The following is a 15171-nucleotide window of genomic DNA, read 5'->3' as shown; positions in this document are numbered from 1 at the left end:
AAGGTTAATACATGCTCCTGTTGTTCGGGAGGCAGCACCTCAATACTAATGACATAATCTTTTACCGCAGGCAATCCAGGATTTAATATTTTTTGTGAATCAGCTGATGATGTAAACCACCAAGTAGGTTGGGTAACAGTAATATGATTAGCAGAAGCGGTGTATGCAGAGGCTGTTTTTGCTCGATAAGGATTTAACCAAGCATGTAAATCGAGTCCTCTTTTATGGGCTTCGCTTATAGCAAATGACAAAGGATCCCACAAAGGATTTGGTGCCAAACCTTGCGTTCCGGTCAAATAATATCCCCAAGGTTCTATACTTGAGATATATAAAGCATCACACTCTGAACGAACTTGAAGAAAAACGGTATTATAACCATTAGTTTTTAGATTGTCCAAAATTGCAATCAATTCTGCTTGCTGTACTGCTGGTGTAGCTAATCGGTTTGTAGGCCAATTTAAACTGTAAACTGAGGCTAAAAAAACGCCTCTCAAATCGCGTTTTGGATTGCTTTTGCTAAACTCGGCATCCATCGAACATTGGGCCTTACCACTGGTTAGCGCTCCAATAAAAAAAGTAAAATAATTAAATAATTTTGCTTCATAGTTAGTTAGTTTTAATGGTTATTTAACACTAAAATACAACAACGCATTAATAGATACGTTTTTTTGCATTTTATCAAATATACAAAACTAAATAATGCAGAATAATGCAACTTAACAAATTAGCACAAATTCAATTTTCATTACTAAAATACTGAAAACAAGCTGTTTTTATAATTATCTAAAATTTCCTACTTCAGCAAAAATCAGCACATTTATATTGACAATATATTAAACAGGGAAAAAGACGCTAAAAAACAAGGCATAAGCGATAGGTAATAAAATCTGGCTTACCTCTAAAACGACTTTTTATAAAACCTTTTGAAAAAAATTACTGGTCAGACACCAAATGAATATAAAAACACTGACAAATAAGTACCACTTTATACATTTTTAAGCTTTTGAAACCTTTTCTAATCTTTCTTATGCGAATTTTGGATTCAAATAATTCAAATCACTTTTTATGAAAAAAATTTTATTACTAGCTGTTGTTACAGTTATAGGTTTTACAAATATTAATGCCCAAAAAATTAAATTTGGTGCTAAAGGAGGATTAAACTTTGCAACTATCAGCGGAGATGACACCAAAGGTATTGATGCTGTAACATCATTTAATTTTGGTATTTTATCAGAAATTCCCATTTCAGATAAATTTTCTTTTCAACCTGAATTAATGTATTCTGGTCAGGGATATAGTTTTAATGACAATACAGTTGCCTTGAGTTATTTGAACATTCCTTTAATGGGAAAATATTATTTAACAAAAGGATTGAGCGTTGAGGCTGGGCCACAAATAGGTTTTTTATTTTCTGCTAAAAATGAAAAAGTAAATGTAAAGGACTCGTTTAATACTGTTGATTTTGGCGTTAATTTTGGATTAGGCTATAAACTTGACAACGGACTTAATTTTGGAGCAAGATACAATCTGGGATTAACTGATATTAATAATGTAGACAATTCTTCTAGTAAAAATAAAAACGGAGTATTTCAAGTATCTGTTGGTTATTTCTTTTTCTAAGACTTAACAACTTCAACACTTTTTATAACGTCACTCATAATTATTTTTAGAAAATATCAAAATTGGTATTAAATCTTCGATTGAAGTGACTAAAACCCTATAAAAAAACTCCTTAATTTCTTAAGGAGTTTTTGATTTATATAAAAAATTCTTCTTGTCTCTAATGCTATTAGAAGACCTTATTGAATTTTAATTTTATTGTAATCAATCCATCGTTTTAAATTACCTGTAAATCTTTTTAAATGATCCTCATTCAAAAAGATGTTTGTCCAAGAATCAAATCTGTCGCACTGCACACTAATATAATACAACATAACTCCCAAGCAAACTAATGGCAATATTCGTTTTTCTTCTTCTCTTATTTCAATTATGGATTCATAACCTTTAAGGAAGCTTTTTGCCTTTACTTCATAATCCATTTCATTCGGATTTGTAATAAAGAGCTGAAACAAAAAGTATGAAATATCCAGACACAGCCATCCATTACCACAAAAATCAAAATCAAATAATGTTACTTTATTTTCTTCATTAAAATGCATGTTATCAAACCATACATCTAGATGAACTGCTCCAAATCTAACTTCCTTATTTTTGATTTTAGCAAACTCCTTTTGAAGAAAATTAGCTAGATTTTTCAAAAAAAGGATTTCATCAGTTTCTTTTTTAAAAAATACCTGTGTTCGCTTAATCGAATCTATCAGCAAAATACTTTCGTTATAGGTCACTCTTTTTAATTCAAAATTTTGAGCTGACTCATGAACTTTGGCTAAAGCCTGACCAATAAAGAAACTTGTTTCTTCGTTAAATCTTGCTGATTTTGCACCATCAGCAAAAGAAAACAACACCCCAAATCTTTTACCTTCGGGAGCATTTAATTCCTGTATGTATTCATTTAATTTATCTGCAATTGGATACGAAACCGAAGCCTTATTTTCCCACAAATAAATCAAAAGCCTCAATTCTTCAGCTATCTCTGTTTTTGTTCTCCAATCAAAATTATAGACACGAAAAACATACTTTTTATCAACATCTGTAACCATATAAACATGATTCATTGCTGTTCTAAAAAGAGCACATTCCGTATGCTTACTTAAACTATATTCTTGTTGCAAGAACTCACCAAGCTTACTAGCCGAGAGCACTGAACTTATTACTGGAAATTGTAGCATTCTTTTATATTTTATCTGTCATTTTGATCCTTTACCAGTAACTTTTTTTCCCCATTAAGGGTAAATCATAAGGAATACAAAAGCAAATAAATTGACAAGAAGCACTACTCCATAAACAATATTAGATTTTCCTTTACTTAATGACAACATTACAGTAAACACCGATAATGCTAACAAAACAATAGACTTAATATCAAGTCCTAAGATAATAGGCATATCCATCATGATACAAACAGCTGCAACACTAGGAATAGTTAACCCAATACTTGCCAAAGCAGACCCCAAAGCCAAATTTAGACTAGTTTGAAGTCTATTTTTTCTCGCTGCGATGATAGCAGCAATTGCTTCGGGCAATAAAATAATTGCTGCAATTACTACCCCTACCAAAGTTTTTGGCAGACTGTAACTAACAATAATACTCTCGATTGTAGGAGAAAGAGTTTTTGCTAATAACACAACAATTCCTAAACTTACAATAAGAAAAGTAAGACTCGTAAAAAATACCTTATTATTAATAGCTATAGGCTCAGCTGCATCTTCATTTTCATCATCTCCAATTGTCAGGAAATATTGTCGGTATCTACTCGTTTGTGCAAATAGAAAAGAAGAATAAATAATAAGACAGGCTGCTGAAGCAAAAACTAATTGCGGTACTGAATAATAAGATCCCAGAACACTTTCTGTAAAAGTAGGGAACACCAAGGTAAATACTATAATCGATACTAGTGACACCAAACCAATGGTTACTGAAGAAACAGAAAAATTCTGTTCATAATGTTTCAATCCTCCAATTAAAAGACACAATCCAATAATACCATTAAGAATAAGCATTGTCGCTGCAAATACAGTATCTCTAGCGAGCGAAGCTGCTGCTGAACCCTCTGACATCATTAGTGATATAATAATCGAAACCTCAATAACAGTTATTGATATAGCTAAAATAATGGTTCCATAAGGCTCCCCCACTCTTTCTGCAATTATCTCGGAATGATGTACTGCCGACATAACACTGAGGATTAGTAGTATACTTGCTACTATTTGAAAAATGCTGCTATTCTCTACAAGTCCGCTAAAAAATAGAACCCAGGATAGTATTGGAATAATAATTGTCCACTGAAGTAATTGTTTCATTTTTTTTAATATATAAATACTTGAAATTAATTTTTCGCCAATAGATTTTATGATAAATTGGCTTTATATTCCCAATATATAACTTTTTTCGCTAAAATCAGTAAAAAACTACATTATATTTACTGTTTTATCATTATCTTAATCATTTATTAAAACTACCTCTTTAAACTTATTTCCTATAAGTCATAGACAAAATAGTTCATAAACAAGTCCTTAAGAACTCACAAACTGTTAAAAAAACTAAGCTGTTTTTATTTATCTTTATATTCAAACCTCTCTCTTAAATAAAACTTTATTTTAATATTAACATGTATCAAAGCACATTAATAAGACTGCTTATGATTCAACCAAATCACTTTTTTATGTTCTATCAAAAGTGTTTTTTTTTCATCTCAAACAATAAAATTATTACATAAAATCAAATAAATTAAAATGATTAAACCAATCAATCTATTTATCATTACCGGAGGACCAGGAGTTGGCAAAACAACTATTATAGAAGAATTAAAAAGAAGAAACTATAATAGCATAAATGAAGTTGCTCGTGATATAATTAAAGAGCAAGTAGAGTCAAATGGCGAAGCTTTACCCTGGGCTGATAAAGAAAAATTCACATTATTAATGCTAAAACGCTCCATTGAGACTTATATTAAAAACAAAGCAAATTCGTTCATTTTTTTTGACCGAGGTATTCCAGGACACTTTAGCCTATACAGAACTAATTAAATTACCACCTCCTTCACAACTAACAAAAGCTATTAAAACACATCGTTACAATCCAATTGTGTTTATTTGTTACCACCTGGAAAGAAATATACCAAACAGATTCTGAGCGTAAGCAAACTTATCAAGAAGCAGTAGATCCTACAAGGCAATAACAAACACTTACAATGCTTATGATTACCAAATTAACTCGAATTACCAAATTAAACCTCACCGACAAAAGAGTTGATTTTATCCTGTCTATAATCGAAAATAATCAACTCTTAAAAAATGAATTTTTCACAAACAACAAAAGCCAAATTTAGCTAGATATTTAATGCAAGACGTAGAGAATCCCTTTAGCCAACAGCCATAATAATACTGCCATCCCTAAGAAACCCCAAGCCCACTTACGAAAATTATCCTCTGCAACTAAAATAGTCATCACAATTGCCCAGTACTTAATAACCACAAACATACACACCCAATCAATGATACCCATATATTTCTAAAGTTGATTATAAAAACTACTACAGTAAAATCGAAAGAAAGAAAAAAACTGCTACAAATTGTAAATAAATATAAATTATTATCATTATTGTCTTATATTTACCCTTAGAGACAGAATCAGAAATGATACTACCAATAGGGGGTCATTTGCCGTTATGCATATGACAAACAACGCAACACCAGATTGATACAAAAATAATACTTCAACAAACAAAGCTAAAACTGTGCAAGTTGCCAACGAGTATATATTATTTGAATCCGACATCTTTATAAGGAATCAGAACAGGATATATATATTTTTCGATTGAACGCCAAATTGGAAAAGCATAAATAGCTACAATACTAACTACAACAACCTCATAATAGTATAATTTATCTTCTGGCACTCTATAAAGTACGTATAAAATAGCAATAGTTATAATAATTGCAGGCAAACGAATTGTCTTAATGCTCACCTCCCATTTATTGTTTTCCCCAAAAATTACTTTGTATTTCATAAATATATCTTCCTAACAAGATATTCTTTTATGTAAACAAGGCTGTTGATTGACTCCATATCAAACAGAATCCGACATGAATAAGTACAGTACGAGAACACATATCTTCGACATTGCATCCTATAAAAACACAAACAATACCAATCAGCAATAATTCATCATTGACCAACTTTCTGAAAACAACACTTTAAATAGGGGGGCAAATTTGTTTCATCAAGAATCTTTATAATCAAACTCCAATAATTACATAACAACCCCATTACTGCACATACAGCAATAAATGCAGCTAAATCCAGCATACCAGTTTGTAATTGATTGTACTTGTACCCACAATTCGACAGACGTTTTTTTTATTGGAGTATAATATTGAGAGTTTACAAAAATCTCATTAGCCATCTCATCTCGTAAACTATCATTAAGCACAGGAAACAAATTCTTATGTTTTTCCCAATAGACATCTGGCCTCTGAACCATTTTTTTGTAAAACAACAAATTCATATAACACACTTTTTTGAGAATCATCAAGCAACGCAACTTGATTAATAATACCAGTAGGCACAGTTTTCGCATATATACTTACACAAAAAAATAACAGAAGTAATCTATCTCTTTTCAAAACTAAAACAGATTTATTCATTCAAAAATACTAATAATAAATTCATACAAACCAGAGCCAGATTTATATTTAATGCGAAAGGCCACAAAAACAACATCAAAATATAATTAATGCCCTAAAACAAAAAACCCGTTCGCTAAGCGAACGGGTTTTTATAATAATATATAATCTTAGTTATTATGCTTCAATGGAAGTATAGAAACGTATGATTTATTATCTATTTTTTTGGAACTTTACAACTTTCCATCTTCTTGGTGTAGAGTGTGATCTTTTTTACTAATGTAAACGTTTTCACCTGGATTATGTTTTTGAACCTCTTTGTCTAACGATGATGTTCCCAGCAATAGCAGCTTGACCTCCAAAAATCTTAACGCCTAAACGTTTTCGATTCTGATTCTCTACCATTCTTCGAACTCCGACACCTTTCTTGTGAGCCATGACATATGAGTTTAAATATTGTTATTATTCTTTGGTAGCTTTTTTCTTTTTTTGCTTTTGGAGCCGCTTTTTTCACTTTAAAAGTTTTTCTTCTTCGGTAGCTGCTTCTTCTGTAAACTGCTTTCTTAGCTGCTACTTTTTTAGTTCCTCCAGCTGCAGTAATACCTTCAATTACAATTTGAGTAAGATATTGTCTGTGACCATTTCTCTTTTTGTAACCTTTTCTTCTTTTCTTTTTGAAAACGATTACTTTGTCTCCTTTAAGTGTTGTAACACTTTAGCTTCTATTGAAGCACCTTCTATAGCTGGGGCGCCTAAAGTAATATTCCCATTATCATCTAATAAAAGAACATTTTCAAAAGAAACTTTTGAACCTTCTTCATTAGCTAATCTGTGAACATAAACCTTTAAGTCTTTGCTTACTTTGAATTGTTGCCCTTATCTCTTACGATTGCATACATACCAAATTGATTTATTATTTTTAAGGTTGCAAATATACAATTAATAATTTACTGTGCAATTTCTTAAAGTAAAAATATTTTATACTTATTAATTCTTGTTTTTCAGGAGTTTTCGATTTATTAAAAAACACCTTTAAAGTAAAAGACTGTTAAAAAACCATCAAAAAAGTCCCTGTTTTGTTATTCCTAATCAAAAAAAGTTATTTTTGGTGTAACTATTTCTAATTAATCATTACTTATTAAGTGTAATAAAAAAAATTATTAACCTTTATGAAAAATCCAATAATTATGCTAACTGCAGCACTTATGTTAGGTGAATATAGCTCAGCTCAAAAAGTAGCTTTTCTGAAGAATACGATTTAGATAACGGCATGCATGTTATTCTCACAATGATTCTTCGCACCTGTAGTCGTAACCTCCGTAATGTACCATGTGGGGTCAAAAGATGAAAATCCAAGAAAGAACTGGTTTTGCTCATTTTTTCGAACATTTATTATTTGAAGGAACAGAAAATATTAAGCGTGGTGAATGGATGAAAATTGTAACTGCCAATGGCGGTACCAATAACGCCAACACATCTGACGACAGAACTTATTATTATGAAGTTTTCCCTTTCTAACAACTTAGAATTAGCAATATGGATGGAATCAGAAAGATTAATGCATCCTGTAATAAACAAAATTGGTGTTGATACCCAAAACGAAGTTGTTAAAGAAGAAAAAAGAACTCGTTATGATAACCAACCGTATGGAAACATACTTCCTCAGGTAAGAAAAACATGTTCAAAAATACCCGTATCGCTGGACAACAATATCAGATCCTGATGAAAGATCTAGACGCAGCAACTCTTGACGAATTTAAAGCTTTTAATAAAAAATTCTACACTCCAAACAATGCTGTTTTGGTAATTGCAGGAGATTTTGACAAAGCAAAAACAAAAGAATGGATTCAAAAATACTTTGGACCAATCAAAAAAGGAGAAAAACTTCAAAAACAAACTTTTACAGAAGAGCCTATTACACAGCCTATAAAAGCTAAATACGAAGACCCAAATATTCAAATTCCGATGCTTGTTGCTTCTTACCGTACTCCATCTATGAAAACAAGAGATGCAAGAGTTTTAGATTTAATCTCTTCTTACTTAAGTGATGGAAAAAGCTCTAAACTTTACAAAAAGATAGTTGACGACAAAAAAATGGCTTTACAAATTGGAGCTGTTGGTTTTAGTCAAGAAGATTACGGTATGTACATTTTATATGGCTTACCAATGAAACCTTTCACTTCTGAAGATTTATTGAAAGAAATTGATGAAGAAATTGTAAAACTTCAAACCAACCTGATCTCAGAGAAAGATTACGAAAAACTACAAAACAAGTTCGACAATAACTACGTTAATTCTAACTCAACCGTAGAAGGAATTGCCGAAAATTTAGCTTCTTACTACCTACTTTACGGCGATGTAAATCTGATAAATACTGAAATTGACCTCTATCATTCTATCACCAGAGAAGAAATTAGAGATGTTGCTAAAAAATATCTAAATCCTAATCAACGTTTAATTTTAGACTACGTTCCTACTACAAAGGCACAAAATTAAGACTCTTAGAATCATGAAAAAAAGAAAAATTATTTTAATCCTATTATTCGTAACAGGAATTATGCAAGCACAAGATCGTCCGCAACCTAACAGGTAGCTCGCCAGTAGTAAACATTAAAAAACCACAAACTTTTGTTCTAGCAAATGGCATGAAAGTTTTGGTTGTCGAAAATCATAAACTACCAAGAGTAAGTTTTAATCTAACCCTTGACAATGCTCCATTTGCAGAAGGAAACAAAAAAGGAGTAGATGAGCTAACAAGCAGCATGATTGGGGACGGAACTAAAAAAACAGCTAAAGAAGTTTTTAACGAAGAAATAGATTTTTACGGAGCAAATATCAATTTTAGCTCACATGGTGCTTTTGCAAGTTCACTTTCTAAATACTCAGGACGAATTCTAGAGCTTTTAGCTGAAGGTGCATTACAACCTAATTTCACTCAAGCTGAGTTTGACAAAGAAAAAGCAAAACTTATTGAAGGTCTTAAAACTGAAGAAAAAATGTGCCTGCAATCGAAAGAAGAGTAGTTGATGCATTAGCATTTGGTAAAAATCACCCTTCGGGAGAATTTATTACCGAAGAAACACTAAAAAACATTACACTTACCGATGTAGAAAATAATTACAAAAATCATTTTGTTCCAGAAAATGCTTATTTAGTAGTTATTGGAGACATAAAATTCAAAGAAACTAAGGCAGCTGTAGAAAAACTTTTTGGAAAGTGGGAGAAAAAAACACAACCAAAAGACACTTACCCTGCACCTGCAAACGTAGCTAATCTTCAAATTAACTTTGTTGATGTTCCAAATGCCGTACAATCAGAAATAGCATTAGTTAACACAGTAAATTTAAAAATGAATGATCCTGATTTCTTTCCTGCTGTAATAGCAAATCAAATCTTAGGAGGTGATTTCAATAGTTATTTAAACATGAATTTACGTGAGGCTCACGGATGGACTTATGGCGCTAGCTCAGGCTTAGGAAGCGGTAAATACACAACCAAATTCAAAGCTGCCTCTGCAGTAAGAAATGCTGTAACGGATAGTGCTGTAACTGAATTTGTAAAAGAAATAAAGAGAATCAGAACTGAAAAAGTTTCAGATGAAATTTTAAAAACAGTTAAAGCTGGATATATTGGTAGATTTGTTATGCAAGTCGAAAAACCTCAAACAGTAGCCAGATATGCATTGAATATAGAAACTGAAAATCTTCCAAAAGATTTTTATGAAAAATACATTCAAAACATCAACAATGTAACGCCTGATGAAATCCTTAGAGTAGCCAATAAATATTTCCTAATTGACAATATGAGAATTGTAATTACTGGAAAAGGATCTGAAGTAATTCCAAGTTTAGAGAAACTAAATATTCCTATTAGTTATTTTGACAAATATGCTAATCCTACTGAAAAACCATCATTAAAAAAGGAGGTTCCTAAAGGAGTAACTGCTAAAAACGTATTTGATAATTACATAAAAGCTATTGGCGGAGAAAAAGCTGTTGCTTCTGTAAAAACTATTACAATGTTAGGATCAACAACTATTCCTCAAGCACCATCACCATTAACATTCACTTCTAAAATGGATGCTAAAGGAAAAATGATGGTTTCATTAGCTATGGGACCTATGAACTTAATGAAACAAGTTGTCAATGAAAAAACAGCTTACATCGAACAGCAAGGACAACGAAAAAATCTTGAAGGCAAAGATCTTGCAGAGATGAAAGCTAGCGCAGTTCCTTTTGAAGAACTACAACTTTCTAAAAAAGACGGATTAGTAATTGACCGTATCGAACCAATTAACAACAACGATGCTTATGCTATAAAAGATGGCAAAACAACGTATTTTTTCGATACAAAATCTGGGTTAAAAGTTGCAGAATCTAAAGTAGCTGAACAAGCTGGAAAATCAATAACACAAATTACAAATTTCGGTGATTACAAAGAAGTAAAAGGAATCAAAGTTCCTTTTAACATTATCCAAAATGTAGGCTTTGAATTAAACATCAAAATGTCGGAAGTAAAAATTAATGAAGGTGTTTCTGATGCTGATTTCCTATAGAAGGTACTGAGCACTAAAACGCTGAGACACTAAAATCCTTAAAAGCTTTGTCAAATTAAACCTTGACAAAGCTTTTTTTTTGCGTTTTACTTTTTACAAAAAAAAACATCTTGCTTTTACGAATATCAGCCTACAATTAAATACTTACTTCTTTGCTGACAGATAAACCCCTACCAAAACAATAAAAGCTCCCAGAAGCTGAATTGGCGTAAGCATCTCATTATCCAGAAATCCCCAAAAGAAAGCTATTATCGGAATTAAATAGGTCACTGAGGTTGCAAATACAGGAGATGACATTTGTATTAATTTAAAAAACAAAACATTTGCAATACCTGTTCCTACTACCCCAAGGATAATTATAAACAAAATAGAATATTGAACTTTTTCATCATACATCACTTCGTGAAATCCTGTAAAACTCAGAATCACAATTGCCGGAACCAATAGTACAGCAAAATTCCCTGTAGTAATACTCAATGAGTTCAAATCTGATAAATACCTCTTAATCAGATTTACATTTATTGCATAACAAAGCGAAGCTATTACAACCAAAACAGCATAATAATAGTTTTGTTCCGGATGACTCATTGCTCCATTAAAGACCAAAAGCAAACATCCTATTAAACCAATAAGAACACCGAAAATTTGTCGCCTTTGGAATTGAATCCCAAAAACAACTGCTCCTATTATTAATGTATTTAATGGCGTAAGCGAATTTAAGATTGCTGTAATTGAGCTATCAATTTGAGTTTCTGCAATTGCAAAAAGATAAGCAGGAGTGAATGTTCCAAAAAATGAGGTTAGCACAATGAACTTCCATTGTTGCTTTGAAATTTTAGCCAGACTTTTAAACCCAACCAATAGCAGAAACAAGGATGCAAAAATAATTCGTAAAGAACCTAATTGAATAGCAGTTAAACCTATTAATCCTTTTTTTATCAAAATAAAAGAACTCCCCCAAATTAAGGCCAATCCTATTAAATAAACCCACTTTAATTGTTTTAAACCCATACCTCCTGTTTTACAGCAAAATTGTAATAAATTTATGAATTCTCCATTTGTTTTTTATTAATTTTGCAAACAAATCCTGTCGTAAACTATTAAAACAAAACAATATGAAAATCGTAAAATCAATCGCAGCTTTAGCAATTGCAAGCCTTTTATTTATAAGCTGTAAAAAGAATGAAACAGAAACTAAAGAAGTAGCTACAACTGAAACTGCTGCTCCAAAAGCAACTAAAGAAATTGTTGCTCAAAATGTACAAACCGCAAGTTTTAATATCGAAGGAATGACTTGTGCAATGGGATGCGCAAAAACTATCGAAAGCGAATTATCTGATTTAGATGGTGTGCAAGATGCAAAAGTAGATTTTGAGACTAAAACTGCTACTGTAACTTTTGACAAAACAGTTCAAAACCCAGAAAACCTAACTAAAATAGTTCAAGCCACTGGTGATGGAAAAACATATAAAGTTTTAAATATGAAATCGTAATTCAAACGATTTTAATCAAAAAAAAAGAGCATAATGAATGCTCTTTTTTTTTGATTACTCTATTTTTCTCTCTACTTCCACTTAATAGTTTCCATTAAATGCTGCATATCATTTTTAATATAACTTGCTGCTGGCATAATTGAATCAAAATTTGGCTTGGCATAAAAATAAACCGAACCTGTCACAAAATGTTTAATACTGTCTGTGATGTAAAATTGAGAGTTAGTAGCTGCATTCCCGTCAACCTGATAAAACATACCGTAGGCTTTTTTATTAGGGTTTAAATACGGCTGTTCTAATATATCGTCAGCTTTTATAACATGCTCATAAGTTAATTTCTGAGCATCTTTCAATAATTTATTAATATCATTATTTACAGGTTTGTAAGTAAGATAAATAGTTGCTTTCATTTTTGGATATGAAATCACGAATCCACAATCTTTTTCTCCTTTTATAACAGCATCTGCATTAATCTCAAAAGCAAAAGGGCATTGATTTTCAAAATTTACATATTTAGCTTCTGCATAATCCAATCTTAAATAACTCGCTGGTTTAGGCACAACGTCATCTTTACAACTCACTACAGTCAATGTTATTATAAAAAGTATGATTATGGCAATTGATTTTTTAAGCATTTTTATTATTCTATTGTTACCTTTATTTGTTTAATTCTCTTACTATCAACCGATTCTATTGTAAAAACACAGTTCTGAAAAGCTATTTTTTGATTTTCTTTGGAAAGTTTCCTATGATTTCCAAAATAAAGCCTCCTAATGTTTCGGCTTCCCCTTTTTGTATTTCAAATAAGTCTTCATCAACATCTATAATCCTATAAAAGTCTTTAAGATTTATCTTCCCTTCAAACAGGTAATTCTTATCATCTATCTGAGAAAAATTAATATGTTCATCATCAAACTCATCACTGATGTCTCCTACTATTTCCTCAATCACATCTTCTAAAGATACTAATCCCGAAGTTCCGCCATATTCATCAACAACTATTGCTAAATGACTTTTCATACTCTGAAAATCCTTCAACAAGTTATCCAGTTTCTTATTCTCGGGCACAAAAAAAGGCTCTCGAATAAGCTTAACCCAATCAAAATCCTTTTTATCAATATATGGAAGTAAATCTTTAACAAACAAGACTCCTTCGATCTGATCAATATTATCTCGGTAAACTGGAATTCTCGAATATCCTTTCTCAATGATCTTAGAATATATAACTTCAAAAGATTCCGAGATTTCTAATGCAAAAATATCAATTCTGGGGCTCATTACCTGCTTTGTGTCAGTATTTCCAAAAGAAACGATCCCTTCTAATATTTTTTGCTCTTCTGTTGATGTATCTTCTGAATCAGTAAGCTCTAAAGCCTGAGATAATTGTCCTACTGAAAAACTAGTTTTTTGTTTCCCTAATTTATTATGTAAATATATAGTTGTTGAACGCATTGGCAAACTTATAGGAGATAGCAATTTATCCAGAAAAGCCAATGGATACGCTACGCGTTGCGCAAATTTAAGATTATTACGACTCGCATAAACTTTTGGCAAAATTTCACCAAACAGTAATATCAAAGATGTGACCAAAATTACTTCTAGAACAAATTTTAATATTGGAGAAATAACTGCTCCAAAAATATCTCTACCCACAAAAGAGAACAAAATAACCACCCCAATATTAATCAAATCCATTGGCTACAAGAAGTGTCGCTAAAAGTTTTTTAGGTCTATCCAAAAGATTAGATAATCCTTCCTTTGGACGTGTTTTGCTGTAATGCCTCATCAATATCTTTTTGAGACAGCGAAAAAAGTGCTACTTCGGCACCAGAAACTATGGCCGAACAAAAAAGTAAAATAAAAATTCCAAGAAAACCAACAATTAGATTGGTGTCTAAGATGTTTGCAACGTGTAAACTGGGCTCTGGGTCCAAATTAAAAAGAATTAGTTAAACAATCAGAATGGCAAGTCATTTATAGGCAAGCCATCATTCGAAGCGTCAAAGTTAGTGTTTTTTGAGGATTCTGAAGGAGGATTCTGCTTCTGCCCTTCAGTCTCTTTTTTGGTTGTTAAGAAAGTAAATTCAGTTACCTGAATTTCAGTTGTATGTTTCGTAGAACCATCTTCAGCTTGCCATTGGCGCGACTTAATGCGACCTTCTATATATATTTTATCTCCTTTTGACAAATATTTTTCACAAATCTCTGCGGCTTTATTACGAACCACCAAATTATGCCACTCTCGTCGAGGTGATTTTCTCGTTGGTAGTCTTATTTATATAAACTTCATTAGTTGCCAATTGAAATCGCCCAATGCAATTCCCACCATCAAAATAATGCATTTTTACATCGTCACCTAAATGACCTATCAACATCACTTTATTTAATGTTCCGTTCATGACTTACTATAGTATTTCTACCAAAGATACATTTTTTTGGAAACTTATTTTATTCTGTTTCGATAAAATTATGAATCAAAAAAAACTGAAAAGGATAATGTTTTAAACAACTTAGACCAATTCCGTTTTAAATTTTATCTATTACATATAATCTCCCGAAAACACCTCCAAAACATTAACCCAAATATTTAAATAAAATTCAAAAAAAAGGCATATATATATTTTTTTGTAATAAATTACATGTAAAAATAAAAATAAACCATATATTTGCCATAAATTACCTATGAAAAAAATAAATCTTGTTAGCTGCCACAAATTACCCTGAGAGGTCTCTTTTTTTACAAAGGGAAGCAATTTCCCGATGTTCAGATGTACAGGTATATATGTGGGCTACTTTATTTTATACCAGGCTGCTCCTCCTGAACAACAGGAGCATGTATTAACCTTAGACATAACTGAACGAAGTAAACAAAAAAAGT

The 15171-nt window shown here is 31.5% G+C and carries 10 protein-coding genes and 6 pseudogenes; 5 read left to right on the top strand and 11 right to left on the bottom strand.

Annotated features, from left to right (window positions below; translation table 11 throughout):
* On the bottom strand, nucleotides 1–533 hold a 533-nt coding region (locus tag AC1RYN_RS18775), incomplete at its 3' end, for a glycoside hydrolase family 10-like protein (protein WP_481808184.1).
* A 532-nt stretch (nucleotides 534–1065) separates the two neighbouring features.
* Between AC1RYN_RS18775 and AC1RYN_RS18770 the strand changes: the two genes are divergently transcribed.
* Nucleotides 1066–1620 carry a porin family protein gene (locus AC1RYN_RS18770; RefSeq protein ID WP_481808183.1) on the top strand — a complete coding sequence of 185 codons (555 nt, stop codon included), beginning with the start codon at nucleotides 1066–1068 and terminating at the stop codon, nucleotides 1618–1620.
* A gap of 179 nt (nucleotides 1621–1799) precedes the next feature.
* Here AC1RYN_RS18770 and AC1RYN_RS18765 read toward each other — a convergent pair whose 3' ends face one another.
* Both AC1RYN_RS18765 and AC1RYN_RS18760 read right to left on the bottom strand, forming a co-directional pair.
* Nucleotides 1800–2789, bottom strand: a complete 990-nt coding sequence (locus AC1RYN_RS18765; RefSeq protein ID WP_481808182.1) for a phosphotransferase — start codon at nucleotides 2787–2789, stop codon at nucleotides 1800–1802.
* Nucleotides 2790–2843: 54 nt separating this feature from the next.
* The gene (locus AC1RYN_RS18760; RefSeq protein ID WP_481808181.1) at nucleotides 2844–3920 is read right to left on the bottom strand and encodes a calcium:cation antiporter; all 1077 of its coding nucleotides are present in this window, start codon (nucleotides 3918–3920) and stop codon (nucleotides 2844–2846) included.
* Nucleotides 3921–4352: 432 nt separating this feature from the next.
* Between AC1RYN_RS18760 and AC1RYN_RS18755 the strand changes: the two genes are divergently transcribed.
* Nucleotides 4353–4646 (top strand): AAA family ATPase, encoded by a 294-nt coding sequence (locus AC1RYN_RS18755; RefSeq protein ID WP_481808180.1) that lies wholly within the window; start codon nucleotides 4353–4355, stop codon nucleotides 4644–4646.
* A 734-nt stretch (nucleotides 4647–5380) separates the two neighbouring features.
* On the opposite strand, the gene AC1RYN_RS18750 is transcribed toward AC1RYN_RS18755, so the two are convergent.
* The 4 genes and pseudogenes from AC1RYN_RS18750 to rplU form a co-directional block, all read right to left on the bottom strand.
* The gene (locus AC1RYN_RS18750; protein ID WP_481808179.1) at nucleotides 5381–5629 is read right to left on the bottom strand and encodes a hypothetical protein; all 249 of its coding nucleotides are present in this window, start codon (nucleotides 5627–5629) and stop codon (nucleotides 5381–5383) included.
* 243 nt (nucleotides 5630–5872) lie between these two features.
* Nucleotides 5873–6127, bottom strand: a complete 255-nt coding sequence (locus tag AC1RYN_RS18745) for a hypothetical protein (protein ID WP_481808178.1) — start codon at nucleotides 6125–6127, stop codon at nucleotides 5873–5875.
* 351 nt (nucleotides 6128–6478) lie between these two features.
* Nucleotides 6479–6683, bottom strand: a pseudogene (locus AC1RYN_RS18740) (50S ribosomal protein L27).
* A 220-nt stretch (nucleotides 6684–6903) separates the two neighbouring features.
* Nucleotides 6904–7061, bottom strand: a pseudogene (rplU, locus tag AC1RYN_RS18735) (50S ribosomal protein L21); the annotation flags it as partial.
* A gap of 353 nt (nucleotides 7062–7414) precedes the next feature.
* Here rplU and AC1RYN_RS18730 point away from each other — a divergent pair.
* Nucleotides 7415–8741: pseudogene (locus AC1RYN_RS18730) on the top strand (M16 family metallopeptidase).
* A 61-nt stretch (nucleotides 8742–8802) separates the two neighbouring features.
* Nucleotides 8803–10800, top strand: a pseudogene (locus AC1RYN_RS18725) (insulinase family protein).
* Between the two features lie 144 nt (nucleotides 10801–10944).
* On the opposite strand, the gene AC1RYN_RS18720 reads toward AC1RYN_RS18725, so the two are convergent.
* The gene (locus AC1RYN_RS18720) at nucleotides 10945–11811 is read right to left on the bottom strand and encodes a DMT family transporter (RefSeq protein WP_481808177.1); all 867 of its coding nucleotides are present in this window, start codon (nucleotides 11809–11811) and stop codon (nucleotides 10945–10947) included.
* Nucleotides 11812–11915: 104 nt separating this feature from the next.
* On the opposite strand from AC1RYN_RS18720, the gene AC1RYN_RS18715 reads away from it, so the two are divergent.
* A complete protein-coding gene (locus tag AC1RYN_RS18715; RefSeq protein ID WP_481808176.1) occupies nucleotides 11916–12293 on the top strand; it encodes a heavy-metal-associated domain-containing protein in 378 nt (125 codons plus the stop codon).
* 71 nt (nucleotides 12294–12364) lie between these two features.
* On the opposite strand, the gene gldD is transcribed toward AC1RYN_RS18715, so the two are convergent.
* The 3 genes and pseudogenes from gldD to AC1RYN_RS18700 form a co-directional block, all read right to left on the bottom strand.
* Nucleotides 12365–12928, bottom strand: a complete 564-nt coding sequence (gene gldD / locus AC1RYN_RS18710) for a gliding motility lipoprotein GldD (protein ID WP_481808175.1) — start codon at nucleotides 12926–12928, stop codon at nucleotides 12365–12367.
* 5 nt (nucleotides 12929–12933) lie between these two features.
* Nucleotides 12934–14227, bottom strand: a pseudogene (locus tag AC1RYN_RS18705) (gliding motility-associated protein GldE).
* Nucleotides 14228–14250: 23 nt separating this feature from the next.
* Nucleotides 14251–14692 (bottom strand): annotated as a pseudogene (locus AC1RYN_RS18700) (single-stranded DNA-binding protein).
* Nucleotides 14693–15171: the final 479 nt, after the last annotated feature.

The organism is Flavobacterium sp. TC780, assembly GCF_056783245.1.
Note: the sequence above shows the minus strand (reverse complement) of the source record. Positions and strands in the feature narration are given on the sequence as shown.

What these genes read in the sequence shown, in the direction of transcription:
- gldD (WP_481808175.1), bottom strand. Translation starts at nt 12,928, where the DNA reads ATGCTTAAAAAATCAATTGCCATAATCATACTTTTTATAATAACATTG.
- AC1RYN_RS18755 (WP_481808180.1), top strand. Translation starts at nt 4,353, where the DNA reads ATGATTAAACCAATCAATCTATTTATCATTACCGGAGGACCAGGAGTT.
- AC1RYN_RS18720 (WP_481808177.1), bottom strand. Translation starts at nt 11,811, where the DNA reads ATGGGTTTAAAACAATTAAAGTGGGTTTATTTAATAGGATTGGCCTTA.
- AC1RYN_RS18745 (WP_481808178.1), bottom strand. Translation starts at nt 6,127, where the DNA reads ATGAATTTGTTGTTTTACAAAAAAATGGTTCAGAGGCCAGATGTCTAT.
- AC1RYN_RS18750 (WP_481808179.1), bottom strand. Translation starts at nt 5,629, where the DNA reads ATGAAATACAAAGTAATTTTTGGGGAAAACAATAAATGGGAGGTGAGC.
- AC1RYN_RS18760 (WP_481808181.1), bottom strand. Translation starts at nt 3,920, where the DNA reads ATGAAACAATTACTTCAGTGGACAATTATTATTCCAATACTATCCTGG.
- AC1RYN_RS18770 (WP_481808183.1), top strand. Translation starts at nt 1,066, where the DNA reads ATGAAAAAAATTTTATTACTAGCTGTTGTTACAGTTATAGGTTTTACA.
- AC1RYN_RS18715 (WP_481808176.1), top strand. Translation starts at nt 11,916, where the DNA reads ATGAAAATCGTAAAATCAATCGCAGCTTTAGCAATTGCAAGCCTTTTA.
- AC1RYN_RS18765 (WP_481808182.1), bottom strand. Translation starts at nt 2,789, where the DNA reads ATGCTACAATTTCCAGTAATAAGTTCAGTGCTCTCGGCTAGTAAGCTT.